The organism is Solimonas terrae (assembly GCF_011067135.1).
In the GTDB taxonomy this organism is placed as follows: domain Bacteria; phylum Pseudomonadota; class Gammaproteobacteria; order Nevskiales; family Nevskiaceae; genus Solimonas; species Solimonas terrae.
Genome location: NZ_JAAMOW010000001.1, coordinates 653681 through 674212 on the forward strand (window position 1 = coordinate 653681; position 20532 = coordinate 674212).

The window sequence follows — 20532 nt, forward strand, 5'->3', positions numbered from 1 at the left end:
GATCCCGTCCACAGGGGTTCCCCGGATGAAAATGTCGCGCCAATCGCGCCGCCTGGAGCGCCATCAACGGATGCGCGCGCGGGCGGTGTCGCTGAACATCGTGTCGATGATCGACGTGTTCGCGGTGCTGGTGTTCTTCCTGCTGGTCAGCTCGTCGATCACCGCCGCCAAGCTCAATGTCATCAATCTCAACCTGCCCTCCCCCGATCAGCAGACGACGCCGGACAAGCCGCCGCTGCAGCTGACGATCACGCTGCACAAGAACGGTCTGGACGTGTCCGATCGCAATGGCGGCCTGCGCCGGCTCGACAACACGCCGGAGGGTTACAACCTGCAGGCGCTGTCGGACCTTCTGGTCGAGGTCAAGAAGACCGCGCCCAGCGAAGACACCGTGACGCTGCTGCTGGAGCCGGACATTCCGTACGACGACCTGATCAAGATCATGGACGCCGCACGCTTTGCGCCGGCCGAGGCGCGCGCCGCCGGCATGCCGGCTGAAATGTTCCCGAACGTCTCGCTCGGTGATGCACCGAAGGGAGACCAGCCATGAGACAGCGCTCATCAGCCAAGCGCGCGCAGCGCAAGTTCCGCATGGCCGGCCGCGAAGTCGAGATGAACGTCGTCTCGCTGATCGACATCTTCGCGATCCTGGTCTTCTACCTGCTGGTCAACGCGCTCGCCGTCGAAGTGCTGCCCAGCCCGAATTCGCTGCAGCTGCCGAAATCCATCGTCAAGGAAGAGCCCAAGCAGACGCCGGTGATCGTCGTCAGCAAGAACGACATCCTCGTCGACAACGTGCGCGTCATGAGCACGTCGGATGCTTCGGCAACCGACAGCACTTTCCTGCCCGATCTGAAAGCCGAATTGCTGCGCGCGCCACTGTTGCGCGTCGACGGCGGCGACGCCACTTCGGTCACGCGTGGCGACGTCAACATCATGGCCGACAAGGCCATTCCGTACGAGGTTCTGAAGAAAGTGATGGCGACCTGTACCGAGGCGCGCTTCGCGAAGATCTCGCTGGCCGTCATCGAGAAGCACGGAGGCACGCCGTGAACGCAAGCTTTGTCACCGCGTTCGACGGCTGGAGCCTGACCGAGGAAGCGGACCGCCGCTTCCGCAAGATCAGCGGCATCATGCTGCTGCTGTTCGTCGTGCTCGGTGTGCTGATTCCGCTGATCCAGCTGACCGGCCTGCAGCGCGGTGGCGGCGACACGGTCGAGCAGCGCTATGTCAGTATCCTGCCCGACGCACCGGTCGCCGATCAGGTCGAGGAGCCGAAACCGGCGCCCGAGGACAACAAGAAGCCGCCGGAGGAGCCGGCCAAGTCGCCGACGCCGAAGCACGACAAGCCCGAAGCGCCACCGAAGCCGGTGCCGACCGAAGCCCAGCAGCAGGCACAGGCGCGCGCGGTTGCGCAGAGTTCCGGCGTGCTGGCGATGGCCGACCAGCTCGCCGAACTGCGCGACCAGTCGCTGCACGGACTTGACGCCAATCGCTCGCTGAGCAGCAACCGCATCACGGCGCAGGCCGGCACCGGGGCATCCGGCGGCTCGACCGAGAACTTCGCGGCGTCGGCTGCCAGCGGCAGCGGCGGCATCGGTGCCACCGGCAACGGTGACGATCGTCGCCTGCAGTCCGGTGCCGGTCTCGGCGAACGGCGCACGACCACGGTGCAGGCACCACGCGGTGCAGGCCCGGACAAGACCCGGCCGGGACAGAACGGCGACAAGCTGCTCGCCGGACGCACGCTGGAGGAAATCCAGCTGACCTTCGACCGCAACAAGGGTGCGTTCTACGCGATCTTCAATCGCGCGATGCGCGAGGACCCGAACATCGGCTCGGGCAAGATCGTCGTCAGTCTGACGATCGCACCGAACGGCAGCGTCACCGACTGCAAGGTGGTGTCGAGCACGTTCAACGATCCGGATCTGGAGCGCAAGGTCGTGCAGCGCGTGATGCTGCTGAACTTCGGCGCCAAGGACGTCCCGTCGTTCACATTCCCGAACTATCCGATCAACTTCCTGCCGTCCTGATCGGCAGCTTCCCGCTTGCAATCAAGGCGCCGTGACCCGGCGCCTTTTTCTTGGCGGTCAACTACCGGTCGGCGTGCCGTCCGCGTCCCGGAGTCGCTGCAGCGACCGACGCATCGGTCGCTGCAGCCAGTAGAATGCCGCTGCCCCCAACGACGACGAGGAATGCAGTGATCATCCATCCCAAGGTCCGCGGCTTCATCTGCACCACCACGCATCCGCTCGGCTGCGAACGCAACGTGCTCGAGCAGATCGAGGCCACCCGCGCCCAGGGCGTGCGCAAGGACGGCCCGAAGAAGGTTCTCGTCATCGGCGCCTCCAGCGGCTACGGCCTGGCTGCGCGCATCACCTCGGCCTTCGGTTTCGGTGCCGACACGCTCGGCGTGTTCTTCGAAAAGCCGGGCAGCGACAAGAAGGCCGGCACCGCCGGCTGGTACAACTCCGCCGCCTTCGACAAGTTCGCCAAGGCCGAAGGCCTGTACAGCAAGTCGATCAACGGTGACGCGTTCTCGAACGAGGCGCGTGCGCGGGTCATCGAACTGATCAAGACCGAGATGGGAAGCAAGATCGATCTGGTGGTCTACTCGCTGGCCTCGCCGGTGCGCAAGCTGCCGACCACCGGCGAAGTGAAGCGCTCGGCGCTCAAGCCGATCGGCCAGACCTATACGGCAACCGCGATCGACACCAACAAGGACAGCATCATCCAGGCCTCGATCGAACCGGCGACCGAACAGGAAATCGAGGACACGGTCACCGTCATGGGCGGTCAGGACTGGGAGCTGTGGCTGCAGGCGCTGGCAGCCGCGGGCGTGCTCGCGCCCGGCGCGCGTACGGTCGCGTTCAGCTACATCGGTACCGACATCACCTGGCCGATCTACTGGCATGGCGCGCTCGGCCGCGCCAAGACCGATCTCGACGCGACGGCGCGACGTCTCGACGCCAGCCTGCAGGCCATCGGCGGCAGCGCCCATGTCGCGGTGCTGAAGTCGGTGGTGACGCAGGCCAGCGCGGCGATTCCGGTCATGCCGCTGTACCTGTCGATGGTATTCCGCATCATGAAGGACAAGGGCCTGCACGAAGGCACGATCGAACAGCTCAACCGCCTGTTCCGCGATCAACTCTATCGCGCCGACGGCAAGGGACCGAGCACCGACGCCGAGCATCGCCTGCGACTCGACGACTGGGAATTGCGCGACGATGTGCAGGGCGCCTGCAAGGCGCTGTGGCCGCAGGTCAACACCGAAAACCTGTTCGAACTCACGGACTACGCGAGCTACAAGCAGGAGTTCCTGAAACTGTTCGGCTTCACGCGCAGCGACATCGACTATGACGCCGAGGTCGATCCGGACGTGCACTTCGACTGCATCGAACTGACGCCGGCATAAGCCGGCGCGGCGTGCGCAGTCGCACGCTCCCGCCGGGTACAAAAAACCGCTCGGGGCGCTGGCCACGAGCGGTTTTTCGATACGCCCGGCGCGGCGCCGGGTGCGATCACTCGTCCGGCGAAGGCTCCTGGGCCTGCGGCGGATTGACGATCTTGACCTTGATCTTGTCGGCGATGCGATCGCGGTAGGCCTGGAACTCGAGACCGGCGGCGAGCTGATCGAACTGCGCGGTCGCGCCCGGCGGAATCGCATCGGCCGGCGGCAGGTCGATCTTGCGCAGCGCCAGCACCGCAACATTGCCGTCGCTCAGGGTCGCGACACCATAGCTGGGCTTGTCGTCCTTCGGGTGCGGCAGCTTGAATGCCGCATCGACGAGCGCGGCATCTTCGCTCTGGTTGTCGCGGCGCAACGCGCCGGCATCCTTGATCTCCACCTTGGCGGCGGCCGCCGCATCGGCCAGCGACTGACCACCCCGGACCGCAGCCAGCAGGGCCTTGGCGTCGGCCTGTGCCTTGAGCCTGGCCTGTTCGGTTTCCAGGGTCTTGCGCACGTCGGCCGACACCTCGTCGAGACTGCGCTGGCGCGGTGCCTCGTATTCGGCCTTGCGGATCACCACCAGCTTGCTCTCGCCCACGGCGATCGGCTTACTGTTCTCGCCATCCTTGAGCACTTCCTGCGAGAACGCCGCTTCCTTGATGGCATCGTTGGCGGCCAGATCGCTGCCACCGGCACGCGTGAACCAGTCGGTGGTCTCGACCTTCAGGCCCAGCTCGTTGGTGATCGGCTCCAGCGAGGTCGGGTTCTCGAACGCCAGCTGCTCGAGCTTGTCGCTGAGTTCCTCGAAATGCTTCTGCTTCTCGCGGTTCTGGTAGAGCTCGACCAGATCGTGCTGCACCGACGGATCGTCGAAAGGCTTGACCGTCCCCGGCTTGATCTCTTCGACCTGGATGATGTGCCAGCCGAACTCGGTTTCGACCGGATCGCTGATCGCTCCCGACTTCATGTCCCACAGGACCTTTTCGAAGCTGTCCGGCATCTGGCCGCGCTTCAGCCAGCCCAGTTCGCCGCCCTTGAGCTTGGAGCCGACGTCTTCGGAGTCCGCCTTGGCCAGCGTCGCAAAATCGGCACCATTCTTCAGCTGCGCTTCGATGGCTTCGGCCTTCTTCTCCGCAGCGGCCTTGTCGGCTCCGAACTTGATCAGGATATGGCGCGCGCGGCGTTCTTCGGCCGTCGTGAACCGGCCCTGCTTTTCGGCGTCGTAGAGCACCTTCAGCACGTCCTGCCCCGGCGCAGCAGCCGTCGGCAGCGTATCCGGCGACAGTTCAACATAGGCAAGCTTGATGCGCTCGGGCGCCATGTACTGGCTCTTGTCGTCCTCGTAGCGCTGCTTGACCGCGTCGTCGCTGACCGTGATGTCGGCGGCATCCTTGCTGACGTCGAACAGCGCGTAGCTGATCTCGCGCTGCTGCCCGGCCACCTGCATCAACTGCTCGCGCTCGACCGGCGGCATGAATGCCGTGTCGGTGATGGCCTCGCGCATCTGGTCGATTTCCAGCGACTGGCGCAACTGCGCCTCGAAACGCGACGGTGCCAGATTCTGGCGCGCCAGCGTGCTGCGATAGGTTTCGGTGTTGAACTTGCCGTCGCTCTGGAACGCCGGAATCGCGGCGATCGCGTTGAACAGGATCGCGTCGTTGGCGCGATAACCGGCCTTGTCGGTGTACTGACGCAGCATCGACTCCTGCGTCATGTCGTCAAGCACGGACTTCTGGAACTTGGCCTGATCGAACTGGTCGGCGCGGAAGTTTTCTCCCATCAGCTGCAGATACTGCTGATAGCGCTGCTCGTAAGCGTGCCGGAACTGCGACTGCTTGATCTTCTCGCTGCCGACCTTGGCCACCAGCGGATCGCCGCCACCGCTCGTGAACGACTGCACGCCCCAGAACGCAAACGGAATGGTGACGAGGGCGATGACGAAGCCGGCGACAAGGCCGGAGGTCCGATCACGAATACTCTGGAGCATGCCTGTACTCTCTCAAACCGCTTTCGCGTTGTCATTAGCAAAAAGCCCGGCTGGGCCGGGCTTTTTGTTTGTCTGGTGGGCTGTCAGGGACTCGAACCCCGAACCTACTGATTAAGAGTCAGCTGCTCTACCATTGAGCTAACAGCCCGCTGCTACAACAAAACTGGGGTGACCGACGGGGCTCGAACCCGCGACAACCAGAATCACAATCTGGGACTCTACCAACTGAGCTACGGCCACCATCGGGAACACTCTCCCCGCTGGGGGAGCCGTCAGGGGCGCGAATCATAGCAGAACGAATCGCGCGTCAACAATTCCCGTCCTCGAAATCATGCCGACACGGATTTTCCATGCCCGATGAACCACACCGCGGTCCGGTACTGAGCGTTGCCGCGCTGCGCAAGCACTATGGCGACACGATCGCCGTCGACGACATTTCGTTCGCGGTGCGGCGCGGCGAGATCGTCGGCCTGCTCGGTCCGAACGGCGCCGGCAAGACCACGACCCTGAACATGGTGCTCGGCGTGCTCGAACCGAGCGCCGGCCGCATCGTCATCGACGGGCTCGACGTTGCCCGGCATCGCGCCGAGGCGCTGGCGACGGTCAACTTCGCGGCGGTCTACGCCCCGCTGCCCGGAAATCTCACCGTCTGGCAGAACCTGCGCGTCTTCGGCCTGATCTACGCCGTACCCGATCTCCGTACTCGCATCGAACAGCTGCTCGAACAATTCGATCTGCAGACCTTCCGGGACAGCAAATGCGGCGTGCTGTCGTCGGGAGAGCAGACCCGCGTGTGTCTTGCCAAGGCCATGCTCAACCAGCCGCGGCTGCTGCTGCTCGACGAGCCGACTGCCTCGATCGATCCGGCCAGTGCGCGCGAACTCCGGCAGATGATTCGCGCGATCGCCGACCGCGGCGACAGCGGCATCCTCTGGACCTCGCACAACATGCATGAAGTGGAAGCCGTCTGCGATCGCGTGCTGTTCGTCTCGCGCGGGCGCGTGCTGCTGGAAGGCGACCCGCGCCGGCTGCCCGCCGAACGCGGCGCGGCGTCGCTCGAGGATCTGTTCATCCGTGTCGCCCGCGAACCGCTGTCGTTCGGCGCCGGGGCCGGCGCATGAACGCGCGCCACGTCGCCGGCATCCTGCTGCGTCATTACTACCTGCTGCGCGGCAGCCCGACACGCGTGTTGCCGACCTTCGCCTGGGTCGCGATCGACATCGTGCTGTGGGGCTTCATCACGCGCTATCTCGACAGCGTCGGCCCCTCCGGCATGGATTTCGTGCCGACCCTGCTGGGCGCGGTGCTGCTCTGGGATTTCTTCAGTCGCGTGATGCAGGGCGTGACGACCGCGTTCTTCGAGGACGTCTGGTCGCGCAATTTTCTCAACGTGTTCGCCTCGCCGCTGACGATCGCCGAATACGTCAGCGGCCTGGTGCTGACCAGCGTCATCACCAGCCTCGTCGGCCTGCTGGTCATGCTGTTGCTGGCCGGCGGCGTGTTCGGTCTGTCGTTCTTCAGCTACGGCATCCTGTTGCTGCCGTATCTGCTGGTGCTGTTCATGTTCGGCATCGCACTCGGAGTCGTCGCCAGCGCGATGGTGCTGCGCCTGGGACCGGCATCGGAATGGCTGGTCTGGCCTATCCCGGCACTGCTCGCGCCGTTCGCCGGCGTGTTCTATCCCTTGTCGACCCTGCCGGCCTGGATGCAGGCGGTCGGCCGCCTGCTGCCGCCGTCCTACGTGTTCGAAGGCATGCGCGCGATCATCGCCGGCCGGCCACCGGACTGGAGCGCCCTTGCCGGCGCGCTGCTGCTGGCCGCGGTGCAGATCGTCGCTGCCGGCTGGTGCTTCGCGCGCGTGCACCGCTACGCGGTACGCAGCGGCCTGCTCGCGCGTTACAGCGCCGAAAGCGTCAGCTGAGGCGGCGTCAAATCCGACGGCGCTGCTTGCGGTAGCGCAGCGGCGTCTCGCCGGCCCAGGTCTTGAACGCGCGCGTGAACGCGCTCTGCTCCGAATAGCCGAGCAGCAGGGCGATCTCCGGCAGCGAGAGTTTGGCGTCGGCGAGATAGCCACGCGCCAGCTCGTGGCGGGTGTCGGCGAGCACGCGCTTGTAGCTCAGGCCCCGTTCGCCAAGCCGGCGATACAGCGAGCGCGTCGAGCTGCCCAGCCGCCGGGCAATCTGCTCCAGCGTCGGCTCACCCTCCTGCAGCGCCGTGACCACCTGCTGCTGCAGCGCCGACAGGAACGCGTCGGCCTGCGGCAGCACACGCAGCAGCGCTTCGGCCTGCTGGTCGAGCAGTGCGCGCAGGTGCGGATCGCGCGTGTTGATCGGCCAGCTCAGGGCCGCGGTATCCAGATGCACGACCAGCGTGCGGCTGTCGAACTGCACCGGGCACGCGAGCAGCTGCGCGTAGCGTGCCGGATCATCAGGCGCGGCGCCGGGAAATTCGACCCCCCGCCATTTCAGATCGGCACGCCCCGTCAGCTGCCGCGCGAGGGTCAGCATCGCCGAAACCAGCACTTCGTCGGAGAGCCGCGTCGAACGTCCGTACGCTGGGTCCCAGCTGAGGCGGAAATCGTCGCCCTTGCGACTCGCCAGCGTCGGCGTCAGGTTGTGCAGCAGCGGCTGGAAGCGCTGGAAGCGGACCAGCGCCTGGCCGAGGGTCTCGCAGGACATCGACAGGTAACCGAGCACGCCGACGTGGTGTGGCCGTGCGTGGTGGCCGATGTGCAATCCGGTTGCCGTTCGCGGGTACTGGTCGGCGATCGCCTGCAGCAAGGCCCACCAGGTTTCGACCGGCATGCGCTGGGCACCCGAGAACGCGTCGAACTGCGCACGCAGCGCCGGCGCGGCGATCGCCTCGTCGTCGAGGTATTGCCGCAGCATTTCCGCCAGCGCCGCGGAGACATAAACCCCTTCTGCCACCCGTCGTCCTCCGTGGCGCAGAATGTCAAAAACGAAAAGCGGGCGTCAAGACAGACCCGCCGGCAAGGCTCAGGATGTGCGCACAGTCGGCGCCTGCCTGCCGCCGTGGAGAACCCGATGGAAGACGTGCTGCATGCCCTGAGTTTCATCGCCGCCGCCGGCGTGATCTTCATCGGCGTCGTGCTCGCCGAGGCCTGGTACTGGCGGCGGCGCGGCGTGCCCGAGAAATATGCGCTCAATGACACCGTGTCGAACATGACCATGGGCCTGAGCTACAAGCTCGTCGACGGCGTGTTCGTCGCGCTGCTCGGCAGCGCGTTCTTCGACCTCGTTCATCCCTACGGACTGCAGTACCGGCCTGTGCACGGCATCTGGAGCGTGCTGCTGATCTTCGTGATCAGCGACTTCACGTTCTATGTCTCGCATCTGATCTGGCACAAGGTGCGCTGGTTCTGGACCTCGCACGCCGTTCATCATTCGTCGAACCGCATGAACTACTCGACGGCGCTGCGACAGAATTATCTGGTCGTGCTCAACGGCGGCAATCTGCTGATCGCGGTGGTGATTGCACTGGTCGGCTTCAACAAGACCTGGGCGATCGTCGCCCTCGAACTGAATCTGCTCTATCAGTTCTTCCTGCACACCGAGGCGCCGAGTTTTCTCGACCGCTTCGGCGCCGTGCTCAACACCCCGTCGCACCACCGCGTCCATCACGGCGCCAACCCGGCGCAGATCGACCGCAATTTCGGCGGCGTGCTGATCATCTGGGATCGCCTGTTCGGCACGTTCCGCGCGGAGAAGGATGCCGGCGAGATCGTCTACGGCGTCACCGAGCGCCAGCCCAGCTCGTTCAATCCGTTCTATCTGCAGCTGCACGAAATGGGCACGCTGCTTCGCGATCTTTGGCGCTACCGCGATCCGCGCATCCTCGTCCGCCATCCGGCCTGGGCAGAACGCCGCTACGGTGGCGACAGGCCCGGCTGATCGGGGCGCGCCCGGCACGATCCGGCTGCAGCTGTCATGATGCGCACGCGCTGCGCAACACGGCCGCGTTCTCATTCGAACCGGACCGCCACGTGCGCACGTTTTTTCATCTGCTGGCCCATTTGCCGCTCGGCGTGCTGCAGGCGCTCGGCGCGCTCGCCGGCCGGCTGTCGTGGCTCGCGGCGTCTGCCCGCCGCCGTGTCGCCCTGCGCAATCTCGAACGCTGCATGCCGGAACTCGACGCGCGCGCGCGCGAACGCCTTGCGCGCGCCTCGCTCGCGCACGAATTCATGACCTATGTCGAAACGATCCGCGTCTGGCTCGGCCCGGCGCGCCGCGTTCGCGACGCCGTCGTCGAATGGCGCGGACTCGACGTGCTCGACCGGGCATTTGCACAGGGCAAGGGCGTGATCCTGCTGACACTGCATCAGGGTGCGTTCGAGGCGATCGCGATCCCGATGTCGGAACGCTATCCGTTCTGCGGCCTCTACAAGCCGCAGCGCGGCATCTTCAACGAACTGTCGATCAAGGGCCGCACCCGCTTCGGCGGTCAGCTGCGCGCAACCGAAGCCGGCGTGCGCCGGCAATCCCTGGGCCTGCTCGCGCAAGGCATGGGCGTGTACTTCATGCCCGATCACGATCCGCCGGAAGGCCGCGGCGTATTCGTGCCGTTCATGGGGCAGCCGGCGCATACACCGACGCTCGTCGCCAGGCTGGCGCACGAGTCCGGTTCACCGGTGGTCTACATGTTCGGCGAACGACTGCCGCAGGCGCGCGGCTTCATCGCGCACTTCATCGCCGCCCCGGAGGACATCGCCAGCGGCGACGTGATGGCAGCCAGCGCAGCGATGAACCGCGGCCTCGAACAATGCCTGCGCACCTGCCCGGCCCAGTACTGGTGGGGCTACAGGCGCTTCCGCCGTCAGCCGCCCGGGGTCGGCGCGTTCTACGCGGACCTTTGACGGCGGAGAACTTCAGCGCCCCGACCCGTCCTCGCCGGTCACGCCGAACTCGACTGGTGCGCAGACATAGAAAAGCTTCAGCTGCTCGAGAGCGAGACGTTCGAACAGCTGTTTCGATTGCGCCTCGGTGACTGCCATCACGACTTCGATCGACTGATCTCCGAGCTCGAAGAAGTGTGCCGAATGCACTCGCCCGGCGTGCCCGAAACCCTCGCTGGCCGCGAACACCGTTGCGCCGCGAAAGCCCAGCTCCCTGGCCAGCTGCACCAGCCAGTCGGCGAGCGGCTGATGCGCGTGCCGCTGATCCTGCTGCATGAACAAGCTGATCCGGTATCCGTTCATGAAAATTCCCCTTTTTCAGCGCTGACTGAGCATCTGCAATGTGGCCATGCCGGCGAGCGTCATGAGCAGGGAACCGCCGACATGCATGATGATCGCGCCGGCCATGACCGCGAAGCGCCCCTGCTGAAACAGCACGGCGATCTCCGCAGAGAAGGTCGAAAAGGTGGTGAGGCCGCCGCAGAAGCCGGTGACGATCAGCAGGCGCCATTCCGGCGAAAGCCCCGGCGCCTGCGAAAAGAAGGCGATCGCCAGACCGATCACGTAGCCGCCGACCAGATTCGCGGCGAGCGTGCCGGGTGGAACGCTGGGAAACAGCGAATTGAGCAGCAGGCCAAGCAGCCAGCGCAACCATGCACCGAGCGCCGCACCCGTCCCCACCGCGAGCAAACCGAAAGCCGTCATCCATGATCTCCAGGTCTGGACTGCCTGGATACGGGTCGAGGCTGGCACTCACCTACGGGCCCGTATCGTCAAGGCGCTGTAGGCATCATCAGCCCGGACCGGGCGGTTCGAGGAGGAATGCCATCTCCTGAGCGTGAAGTATAGCGGGCGTCGCCGGCTTCATCGCATCACTTTTCCGAACTCGGCCCGGCAGCGTAAGCTGGGCTTCGTGCGACGGGCGGGATCGAGTGGCGGACGAAGCATTCAAATATCGGGCGTTCATCAGCTACAGCCACGCGGACGAAGCCTGGGGCAAGTGGCTGCAACGTCGACTCGAAAGCTACCGCACGCCGGCACGGCTGGTCGGCAAACCCGGCCTGCATGGACAGGTACCCAGGCGTATCGGCCGCTGCTTTCGCGATCAGAACGAGCTCTCGGCGGCCAGTCACCTCAGCGACACCCTGCAGACCGCCCTGCAGCAGTCGGAAGTGCTGATCGTCATCTGCAGCCCGCACGCGGCAGCCTCGGCCTGGGTCAATCAGGAAATCCGGTATTTCCGGACATTGGGTCGCGAGGCGCGCGTGTTCGCGCTGATCGTCGACGGCGAGCCCGGTGCCCGGAACCCCGCGCGCGAATGTCTGCCGCCGGCCTTGCTGCGCGACGAGCACGGCGCCGCCCTGCCCGAGCCACTCGCCGCGGACGCCCGTCACACCCGCGATGGCAAGGTCGACGGCTTTCTCAAGCTCGCCGCAGGTGTGCTCGGCGTCGGCTTCGGCGAACTCCGGCAACGCGACCAGACCCGACGCATTCGCCTGATGGCGGCGGCGGTCGGCCTGTCCCTGGCGATCGCCGGCGTCACCCTGGTTCTGGCAATCAGCGCCTATCACGCGCGCAACGATGCGCGACAGCGTCGCGAACAGGCCGATGATCTGATCAACTTCATGCTCGGCGACCTGCGCGACCGGCTGCAGACCGTCGGCCGTCTCGATGTGCTGGACGCCGTCGGCGACAAGGCGCTGGCCTATTTCGCGACGCTCGATTCGGCCGCTCAACCGGACGCCTCGCTGAAGGCACAGGCACTCGCGCTCAAGCAGATTGCCGATATCCGCGGCAGCCAGGGCCAGCTGCCGGCAGCCCTCAAGCTGTTCGATCAGGTCCTCGAAATCGACAATCAGCTGCTCAGCCGACACCCCCGCGATCCGCGCTATATCTACAACCTCGCGGACGCCTGTTCCTGGGCCGGTGTTGCCGCCCAGCAGGCCGGTGAAGTCGAGCTCGCAGCGTCCAGATTCCGGCGCTACCGGGTGCTCGTCGATCAGCTGCTGGTTCTCGAGCCGGACAACGCCGAGTGGCTCTACGAAGACACCGCCGTCGAAAACAACTTCGCGGTTCTCGAGCGCGCGCGCGGCAACCTCGAAGCGGCCCTGCCGCACATCGAGAAGGCGGTCGCCGGCGATCTCAAGCTCGTGGCCCGCTATCCTGAGCGCGACGACTTCGCGGCCGGTCTGGCAACCGACCACGGTTTCATGGCGCGCCTGCTGGGCAATCTCGGACGCCTGCAGGAAGCCGAGACGCACGCCGAACAGGTCATCGAGGTGGAACGCAGACTCGTCAGCCGCGACACGCAGGACGTCGATCGCCGGCAAAGCCTCGCCAACAATCTGTGCATGGCCGCCAACCTGAGCCGCTTGCGGGGCGAGTTCGGCAGCGCCGAACATCTGAGCTCGGAATGCGGTCGGATCGCGCAGGACGTGTCCCGCCGCGACCCGGCCAACGTCGCCGCCAAGGAACAGGTGTCGCTGTTTCTGTCACTGCAGTACGAGTTGCGGGTGCAGCGCGGCGATTTCGTGGCTGCACGACAACTCCTGGACCAAAGTGTCGCCCTGCAGGAAGTGCTGAGCACGGCCGACCCCAGCCGTCAGGCCTGGCGGGCCCGTTACTCCGACGTGCTCGCCGATGCCGCCGAACACGCCCTGCGTTTCGATCACAAGCGCGCGCGCGCCAGCTCGCTGGCCCATGCGGCACTGGCGCTCTGGCAGGATCGGGAAACGACCGCCGATGCGCGCTGGTATCTGTTGCGCTCGCAGCTGTTGTTGTGGGAAATCGCGCAAGCCGACGGCGATGCCGTCGCGGCCGCCGCAGCCCGGGACAGCGCGACCGAACTGCTCCGTCAGCAGCGCCCCAGCCATTACCCGCGCCAGCTGGAGCTGCGCGCGCGCTACGACTATCTGGACGGCACGGCCGACGCCGGCGATGTCATCTGGCAGGACCTGTCGCACATGGGCTTCCGGTCGCGTACGTTCACGATGGCACGCGAGACCGCCTGCGCGCGAATCGAGCGGGCGCATCGCGGGCCGTACTGTCAGGCGAGCTGAAAGCGCGGCAACGACGCATCACCTCACCGAACCGGTCTTTCCGCAGATGAGCGCTGCCGCGAGCCGGCGATGGCAGACATGACCCCGTGGCGTCAGCTGTCATTCACAGACCCACCACGCACCCTCTAGAGTCGCGGGACGGTCGGTCGCGTCGCGGCACGGCCTGCTTCGCGTTGCCGGAGAACGTCACATGACTCGCACTGGTCGGCTTGCGGTCCGGCTGTCCGCACTGCTCGGCTGCACCCTGCTCGCGGCCTGCGGACACTCGACGGCGCCCGATGGCGATGCGCAGACGCGCCTGCCGCCAGCGGCGCAATGCGTGCTGAAAAGCCCGGCGCTCGCTGTCGGCAGCACGAACGCGCTGGTCGTCGATGGCGTGACCTACACGAATTCGCACCAGCCGGATGCGCCGAGCCCGCTCGAGACGCCGATCGCGAATCCCGGTCCGCAGCCCGCCGGTGCCTGCCACGGCAGCGCGGGCTATCGATTCGGCAGCGGCCTCTACGATGTCACCGGCCCGATCGGTGGCGATGCCGCCGGCCACGCCGATCTGGCCGGCATGGTGCTGCCGCCGCAGGCGCAGAACGGCATTCACACCCGCCTGTATGCGCGCGCTTTCGCGATCGAATCGCCGTGCAACGGCAAGCGCGTGATGTTCGTCTCCGACGATCACGCGTTCACGACCGCACTCGAACGCCAGGAGGTGCTGAAGGCGATTGCCGCCGATCCGCTGCTGAGCCCGTATTACGGCCCGGACAACGTCATGATCTCGGCGATCCACACGCATTCCGCGCCCGGCGGCTTCGGCGACGAAACGGTGCTGCCGAACCTGCCGGCCGGCACTCCGCAGGCGATCGTCGACACCTACAACTACGCGCAGTCGCTGGTGCTCAGCACCAGTCCGTTCGACGCCGACAACTTCAAGGTGATGGTCGACGGCATCGTGCAGGCGATACGCCGTGCGCACGCCAATCTCGAAGCGCATGCGGACAGCGCCCCGATCCGCCTGTCGGTCGGCGAACTGCTCAATGCCAATCGCAGCCGCGACCCGCCGGCCTACGCACAGAACTCGCCGGCCGAGCGCGCGCAGTACCTCGACGACAACGGCTACGAAGTGGACGTCGACAAGCGCTTTCTGCAGCTCAGCCTGATTCGCGCCAACGGCAGTGCGGCCGGCGTCATCAACTGGTTCGGCGTGCACCCGACCGCGATGGGCAATCACGACCTGCTGATTTCGTCGGACACCAAGGGCTGGGCCGGACTGGGCTTCGAACGGATGATGGGCACACGCTACGTCCCGGATGACGGCACGACAGCGGACGGCGCCGACAACTTCGTCGCCGCTTTCGCACAGACCGACGAGGGCAACACGATTCCCGACCTGTTCGTGTTCGACAAGGATCTCGACGGCAACGACGGCCCGGGCCAGGGCGTGCCCTACCGCTTCCGTCACGGCACCGACGATCCCTACGACTTCGACCAGCCCGGTTACGCGCTGGGCATGCCGAAGGCGACGGCACTGAACGGCACCAAGCAGCTCGCGCAGGCACTCAGGCAGTTCGGCGCCGGCAGCAAGCTCAGCGGCCCGGTCGACTACCGTTTCTTCTACGTCGACATGACGGCGGAGACGATCGACGATCCCGTGATCGCCGACCAGCTCGCCTACGCCGACCTGCCGACCGCGCTCTATGCCGACGATCCGAAGACGACCTGTGCCGGCGCCGTCGGCCTCAGCAAACTCGCGGGTGGCGCCAACGCGCCCGATCTCGGTGCCGCCGGCTATGTCTGCAGGAACGATGCACCGGTGCCGTACCAGGACGCGCTGCGTCATCACTACAACGGCATCTACAACGGCACACAGTCGGTGGTCGCCGATCTCGATGCGGCGCCGCCGCTGAAAGTACCGTTCCCCGGCGTACTCGCGTTCGACGTGATTTCACCGCTGCTGTGCACGACCGAAGCGCAGCTGCCGGACAACAGCTGTCAGGACGAGAAGCCGCCGCTGGCGCCGGCGACCGTGACCCCGGCACCGTTCCAGATCTTCCGCATCGGCAATCTGGCGATCCTCGGCGTGCCGTGGGAAGTGACGACGATGGCGGCACGGCGCCTGCGCAAGACCGTACTCGACGCGCTGTCGCCGGTCGGTGTCGACACCGTCGTCATCGCCGGCCTGGCCAATGCCTATCTCGACTACATGGCGACGCGCGAGGAATACAGCGCACAGCTGTACGAGGGCGCGTCGACCTACTTCGGGCCCTGGCAGCTCGCCGCCGCGCAGCAGGAATCGCGCAAGCTGGCACTGAGCATGGCGCAGGGCGAACCGGCGCCGCAGGGCGTCACGCCGGACACGCTCGCGCTCGGTGATCCGTCACCGATCACCATCGACGGCAACGCCGCCTTCGGCAGCGTCGTCAGTGACGCGCAGGCGTCCTACACGCAGGGCGACACGGTCGATGTCAGCTTCGTCGCGGGCTATCCCGGCAACGATCTGAAGACGATGTCGTCGTACCTCTATGTCGAACGCCAGAACGCGCGAGGCGGCTGGGACGTGGTGGCGACCGACAAGGACCCGGAACTGCTGTTCGTCTGGCACGGCAAACCGAATCTGGTGTCGACCCTGCTGCACGTTTCGAGTTCGTCGACCGCCGAAGCGATCTGGAAGATTCCCGCCAATACGCCGAGCGGCAGCTACCGCATCCGTCACGACGGTGTCTCGCGCAGTTCGGCGAACGCCGCGCCGACGCCTTACGAAGGCATCAGCCGCCCGTTCACGATCGACGGCGTGCCGGCACCCTGCCCTTAGCAGGCGACGGCAGGCGCAGGCGCAGCTGATCGAGAAAAAGCCGAAGACCGAATTCGAAGGTCTTGTCGAAATTCGCCGGCGAAAAGAAAGCACCGGCGCTCGCGATATGCGGGAAGTCGCGCGCCAGCTGCGTATCGCTGACCGGTTCCATCGACGACGGGCCCTTGGCGTAGCCGCTGATCTCGTCGAGTGCAGCACCGGCGAGGAAGTAGCCCATGACGCGAAACATGCGGGCCGCCGTCTCGCGGTCGAGCCCGGCATCGTCGAATGCCCGCAGCACCGCTTCGAGATAGCCGACGCCGATCGCCGAATTCATGCGATGCACGGACAGCAGCGGATAGAAGCGCGGATGGCGCAGCGCCATCGCCCGCCAGCCGCGCGCCAGTGCGGCAATGCGTTCGATCGGATCGAGCCCCTGCGCGGGAATTTCGGCCATGCCGACGATGCGATCGACCAGCGCATCGAACAAATGCGCCTTGCTCGGATAGTGGTGATAGATGCTCATCGCTTCGCAGCCGAGCCGCTGGCCAAGCTTGCGGGTGCTGAAGCCGTCGAGTCCCTCGTCGTCGATCAGCGCCAGCGCCGCCTGCTCGATGCGCTCGCGGCTCAAGGATGCGCGCCGGGTTCGGCGCCGCCCGGGCGCCGGGCTTGCCTTCATGGTCTTCTCCTTGACAACTTACACCGTAAGTCTAGACTGTGCGTGCCTTACACCATAAGGCAAACGCTGGGGCAATTGCCATGGACGCCGTCGATCTTTTCGGTTTGCTGATTCCGGTCACCTTCTTCGTCATGCTCGCCGCCGAAGCACGCTGGCCGGCACGCGCCTTTCCACCGCGGCGCGGCTGGCGCTGGCTCGGCATCGGCTTTCTGTTCCTGCTGGCGGCCGCCAGCAGTTTCGTCCCGCTGCTGCTGCCGACACCCTGGATGACCACACATCGCCTGATCGACGGCAGCGACCTCGGCATCGGTGCCGGCATCGTCGTCGGCTGGATCGTGCTGTCGTTCTGCAATTACCTGTGGCATCGCAATGTGCATCGCGTCGACTGGCTCTGGCGCGGGTTCCACCAGATGCACCATAGCGCTGATCGCGTCGACATCGCCGGCTCGGCCATCTTCCATCCGCTCGAGATGGTGGTCTTCGTGACGATTTCGACGACCGTTACGACGCTGATCCTCGGCCTGCAGCCGGTGGCAGCCGCCGCCGTCGGCTATGTCGCGGCGTTCTACAGCATCTTCCAGCACTGGAACGTGCGCACGCCGGTCTGGCTCGGCTATTGGATACAGCGACCGGAATCGCACTGCCTGCATCACGAACGGGGCGTGCAGAACTTCAACTACGCCGATTTTCCGCTCTGGGACCTACTGTTCGGGACGTTCCGCAATCTTCCCGACTGGCAGGGCGACGCCGGCTTCGGCGAACCGGCGTCGCGACAGTATGGCGCCATGCTCGTCTGGCGCGACGTCAATCTCGGGCAATACGGCAGCGCGAGCCGTGGCGTAGCACCGCACGGGCCACCGGCATGAGACAGCCGATGGGGTTCTTTTCCTATCGTCACCAGTCGCGCCGGGCTGCGTAGAATCGCCGGTAGAGCCAATGCCGGGAGCCTGCCTTGATCCGTATCACCGTCGCGCGCAGGCTTGTGCCACCGCTGCTCGGCCTGCTGCTCGCCGCCTGCGGCCGGAGCAGCGTCACCGGCACCGCGAATGGCGCCGGCGCGGCCAAGACGCCGGACCCGCAGGCCGCCGAATGCATACTCGACAGTCCGGCGCTGCAGGTCGGCACGACGAAAACGCTGACGATCGCCGGCACCATCTACACCAACAGCCACCAGCCGGACGCGCCGAGTGCGATCGAGCTGCCGATCGCCAGTGCCGGACAGCCGCTCGAAGCCGCCTGTCGCGGCAATCAGCAGTTCCGCTTCGGCAGCGGCCTCTACGACACCACCGGGCCGATCGGCGGCAATCCGACCGGTCACGGCGACATGTTCGGCATGGTCGTGCCGCCGCAGGTGCCGAAAGGCATCGACACGCGCCTGTATGCGCGCGCCTTCGACATCGAATCGCCGTGCAACGGCAAGCGCGTGGTGTTCGTGTCGATCGACCTCGGCGCAATGTCGGCGATCGTGCATCAGGAGGTGCTGAAGGCACTGGCCGCCGACGACACGCTCGGCGGCCTCTACAACGCCGACAACGTGATGATCTCGGCCACGCACACGCATACCGCACCGGGCGGTTTCGGCGTGCCGGAACTGCCGGACCTGTCGTCGACGCTGCCGGAAGCCGTCAACGATCCGGTCGAATGGGTCGAGAGCCTGATCTTCAGCGATGCCGCCTTCGACAGCGACAACTTCCACGCCATCGTCGGCGGCATCGTCGAAGCCATCCGCCGCGCGCACGCGAATCTCGAAGCGCATCCGCAGCCGGCACGCATCCGCCTGTCGGTGAGCGAGCTGCTCAACGCCAACGTCAACCGCTCGCCGCCGGCCTATGCGCAGGACGCCCTCTCCGAGCGTGCCCAGTACATCGATGACGACGGTCACGAAGTCAATGTCGACAAGCGTTTCGTGCAGCTGACGCTGGTGCGCGACGACGGCAGCGCAGTCGGCGTGCTGAACTGGTTTGCGGTGCATCCGACCTCGATGGGCAATCACGATCTGCTGATCTCGTCCGACAACAAGGGCTGGGCCTCGCTCGGCTTCGAAAAGCTCATGCACACGCAGTACGCAGCGGACAGCGGCGGCACACCGTCCGGCGCCGACAACTTCGTCGCCGCCTTCGCGCAGACCGACGAGGGCGACACGATTCCCGATCTGTTCGTGTTCGACGCCGATGCCGAAGGCGGCAACGGACCCGGCCAGGGTGTGCCCTACTTCGCACGCGGCGGCACCGACGAGCCTTACGAGTTCGAGCAGCCGGGCTATCAGTACGGCCAGCCGCAGGCGACGGCGATCAACGGCAGCAAGCAGCTCGCCCAGGCGCTGCGCGAATTCGGCCAGGGCGCTGCGCTGAGCGGCCCGATCGATTATCGATTCTTCTATGCCGACTTCAGCGACGACGCGGTCACCGATCCGGTCGTGCTGGCCGGCCTGCAGGCGCCGGGCTCGCCGGACGCGCTCTACGCGGGCGACAAGACCACCTGCAAGACGGCGCTGGGATTCGGCTTCGCGGTCGGTGGCGTCAACGGTCCCGGCCCCGGCGCGGCCGGCTTCACCTGCGTCAACGACGCACCGTCCGAATACAAGACCGACATCCGCAGCGGCTACAACGGCCTGTTCAACGGCACCGGCTATCTGACCGTCGAGCAGAACGACATGCCGGTGAAAGTGCCGCTCAGCGGCGTCGCCGTGACCGCCGCGGTCACGCCGGTGCTGTGCCTGCAGACGCTGGAACCGTCCTACGGCTGCCAGAACGAAAAGCCGATCTTCCTTGCATCGGAAACCGATCCGGTGCCGTTCCAGATCTTCCGCATCGGCAATCTCGCCGTGCTCGGTGTGCCCTTCGAAGTGACGACCATGGCCGGCCGCCGCCTGCGCAAGACCGTGCTCGACGCGCTGGCACCGGTCGGCGTCGACACCGTCGTCATCGCCGGACTGTCCAACGACTATCTGCACTACATGGCGACGCGCGAGGAATACTCGGCGCAGATGTATGAAGGTGCCTCGACCTACGCCGGCCCCTGGCAGCTGGCCGCCACCCAGCAGGAAGCGCGCAAGCTGGCGCTGACGATAGCGGCCGGCGAACCCGCGCCGCAAGGCGTGGCGGCCGCTGATCTGGCCATCGGCGCCGACGCGCCGGTCAGCATCGATCCGCCGGCCAATTTCGGCAGCGTCGTCAGCGACGCGCAGCCCGCTTACACGCAGGGTGATCTGGTCGATGTCAGTTTCGTCGCCGGTTATCCGGGCAACGATCTGAAGACCATGGCGTCGTATCTCTACGTCGAGCGCCAGAACGCCGACGGCGGCTGGGATGTCGTCGCCACCGATCGCGACCCGCAGCTGCGCTTCGTCTGGAACTCCAGCTCGAACCTGATCGATACCGAACTGAATCGCGTCAGCACCTCGACCGCCGAAGCGCTGTGGACGATTCCGCGCAACACGCCGGCCGGCACCTACCGCATCCGCCACGAAGGCGTTTCGCGCACCTCCTCGAGCGCGCCGGCGCAGCCTTACGAGGCCATCAGCCGCAGCTTCGCGGTCGACGGCGTACCGGGCGTCTGTCCCTGAAGCACGGCCCCGCTTGACCGGCATCAATGCCGGCGGCCGTTCCTGCGCGCATGCTGTGGCAAGGTCGCCGCGCGCCGGACAGGCGCGCACGGCGCGA

The 20532-nt window shown here is 66.0% G+C and carries 17 protein-coding genes, 2 tRNA genes and 1 riboswitch; of the genes, 12 read left to right on the top strand and 7 right to left on the bottom strand.

The genetic code is table 11. From position 1 onward, the window contains the following. Positions 1-25: 25 nt before the first annotated feature. The 4 genes from G7Y85_RS02985 to fabV all read left to right on the top strand — a co-directional run bounded on the left by G7Y85_RS02985 (position 26) and on the right by fabV (position 3415). A complete protein-coding gene (locus tag G7Y85_RS02985; RefSeq protein WP_241695927.1) occupies positions 26-550 on the top strand; it encodes an ExbD/TolR family protein in 525 nt (174 codons plus the stop codon). Continuing rightward, positions 547-1053, top strand: coding sequence for an ExbD/TolR family protein (locus tag G7Y85_RS02990; protein ID WP_166251418.1), 507 nt, complete (start codon positions 547-549; stop codon positions 1051-1053). The genes G7Y85_RS02985 and G7Y85_RS02990 overlap by 4 nt, the downstream gene beginning before the upstream one ends. Further along, the gene (locus G7Y85_RS02995) at positions 1050-2033 is read left to right on the top strand and encodes an AgmX/PglI C-terminal domain-containing protein (protein WP_166251421.1); all 984 of its coding nucleotides are present in this window, start codon (positions 1050-1052) and stop codon (positions 2031-2033) included. Before G7Y85_RS02990 ends, G7Y85_RS02995 begins: the two co-directional genes overlap by 4 nt. 167 nt (positions 2034-2200) lie before the next feature. Next, the gene (gene fabV, locus G7Y85_RS03000) at positions 2201-3415 is read left to right on the top strand and encodes an enoyl-ACP reductase FabV (protein ID WP_166251424.1); all 1215 of its coding nucleotides are present in this window, start codon (positions 2201-2203) and stop codon (positions 3413-3415) included. A gap of 106 nt (positions 3416-3521) precedes the next feature. Here fabV and G7Y85_RS03005 read toward each other — a convergent pair whose 3' ends face one another. The 3 genes from G7Y85_RS03005 to G7Y85_RS03015 all read right to left on the bottom strand — a co-directional run bounded on the left by G7Y85_RS03005 (position 3522) and on the right by G7Y85_RS03015 (position 5678). After that, positions 3522-5438, bottom strand: coding sequence for a SurA N-terminal domain-containing protein (locus G7Y85_RS03005; RefSeq protein ID WP_166251427.1), 1917 nt, complete (start codon positions 5436-5438; stop codon positions 3522-3524). Positions 5439-5511: 73 nt separating this feature from the next. After that, positions 5512-5586 (bottom strand) — tRNA-Lys (locus tag G7Y85_RS03010). A 16-nt stretch (positions 5587-5602) separates the two neighbouring features. Beyond that, positions 5603-5678: transfer RNA gene (locus G7Y85_RS03015), tRNA-His, on the bottom strand. A gap of 110 nt (positions 5679-5788) precedes the next feature. Here G7Y85_RS03015 and G7Y85_RS03020 point away from each other — a divergent pair. After that, on the top strand, positions 5789-6559 hold the full coding sequence (locus tag G7Y85_RS03020) for an ABC transporter ATP-binding protein (RefSeq protein ID WP_166251429.1): 771 nt from the start codon (positions 5789-5791) through the stop codon (positions 6557-6559). Then, the gene (locus G7Y85_RS03025) at positions 6556-7359 is read left to right on the top strand and encodes an ABC transporter permease (RefSeq protein ID WP_166251432.1); all 804 of its coding nucleotides are present in this window, start codon (positions 6556-6558) and stop codon (positions 7357-7359) included. The genes G7Y85_RS03020 and G7Y85_RS03025 overlap by 4 nt, the downstream gene beginning before the upstream one ends. A 7-nt stretch (positions 7360-7366) precedes the next feature. On the opposite strand, the gene G7Y85_RS03030 is transcribed toward G7Y85_RS03025, so the two are convergent. Continuing rightward, positions 7367-8365, bottom strand: coding sequence for an AraC family transcriptional regulator (locus G7Y85_RS03030; RefSeq protein WP_166251435.1), 999 nt, complete (start codon positions 8363-8365; stop codon positions 7367-7369). Positions 8366-8482: 117 nt separating this feature from the next. On the opposite strand from G7Y85_RS03030, the gene G7Y85_RS03035 reads away from it, so the two are divergent. Beyond that, a complete protein-coding gene (locus G7Y85_RS03035; RefSeq protein ID WP_166251438.1) occupies positions 8483-9349 on the top strand; it encodes a sterol desaturase family protein in 867 nt (288 codons plus the stop codon). 92 nt (positions 9350-9441) lie between these two features. Then, a complete protein-coding gene (locus G7Y85_RS03040; protein ID WP_166251441.1) occupies positions 9442-10311 on the top strand; it encodes a lysophospholipid acyltransferase family protein in 870 nt (289 codons plus the stop codon). A gap of 12 nt (positions 10312-10323) precedes the next feature. On the opposite strand, the gene G7Y85_RS03045 is transcribed toward G7Y85_RS03040, so the two are convergent. Both G7Y85_RS03045 and crcB read right to left on the bottom strand, forming a co-directional pair. Continuing rightward, complete coding sequence (locus G7Y85_RS03045; protein ID WP_166251444.1) at positions 10324-10653, bottom strand: DUF190 domain-containing protein; 330 nt, start codon at positions 10651-10653, stop codon at positions 10324-10326. A 15-nt stretch (positions 10654-10668) separates the two neighbouring features. Then, positions 10669-11055, bottom strand: a complete 387-nt coding sequence (gene crcB / locus G7Y85_RS03050; protein ID WP_166251447.1) for a fluoride efflux transporter CrcB — start codon at positions 11053-11055, stop codon at positions 10669-10671. Between the two features lie 72 nt (positions 11056-11127). After that, a riboswitch (Fluoride riboswitch) is annotated at positions 11128-11192 on the bottom strand. Between the two features lie 90 nt (positions 11193-11282). Here crcB and G7Y85_RS20575 point away from each other — a divergent pair. Continuing rightward, positions 11283-13409 (top strand): TIR domain-containing protein, encoded by a 2127-nt coding sequence (locus G7Y85_RS20575; RefSeq protein ID WP_166251450.1) that lies wholly within the window; start codon positions 11283-11285, stop codon positions 13407-13409. A 190-nt stretch (positions 13410-13599) separates the two neighbouring features. Continuing rightward, complete coding sequence (locus G7Y85_RS03060; RefSeq protein WP_166251453.1) at positions 13600-16212, top strand: neutral/alkaline non-lysosomal ceramidase N-terminal domain-containing protein; 2613 nt, start codon at positions 13600-13602, stop codon at positions 16210-16212. Here G7Y85_RS03060 and G7Y85_RS03065 read toward each other — a convergent pair. Then, on the bottom strand, positions 16178-16870 hold the full coding sequence (locus tag G7Y85_RS03065) for a TetR/AcrR family transcriptional regulator (protein ID WP_166251456.1): 693 nt from the start codon (positions 16868-16870) through the stop codon (positions 16178-16180). The two genes, G7Y85_RS03060 and G7Y85_RS03065, sit on opposite strands and share 35 nt — an antisense overlap. A gap of 80 nt (positions 16871-16950) precedes the next feature. Between G7Y85_RS03065 and G7Y85_RS03070 the strand changes: the two genes are divergently transcribed. Continuing rightward, entirely contained in the window at positions 16951-17736 is a 786-nt protein-coding gene (locus G7Y85_RS03070; RefSeq protein ID WP_166251459.1) for a sterol desaturase family protein, read from the top strand. Positions 17737-17822: 86 nt separating this feature from the next. Continuing rightward, a complete protein-coding gene (locus G7Y85_RS03075) occupies positions 17823-20435 on the top strand; it encodes a neutral/alkaline non-lysosomal ceramidase N-terminal domain-containing protein (RefSeq protein WP_166251462.1) in 2613 nt (870 codons plus the stop codon). Positions 20436-20532: the final 97 nt, after the last annotated feature.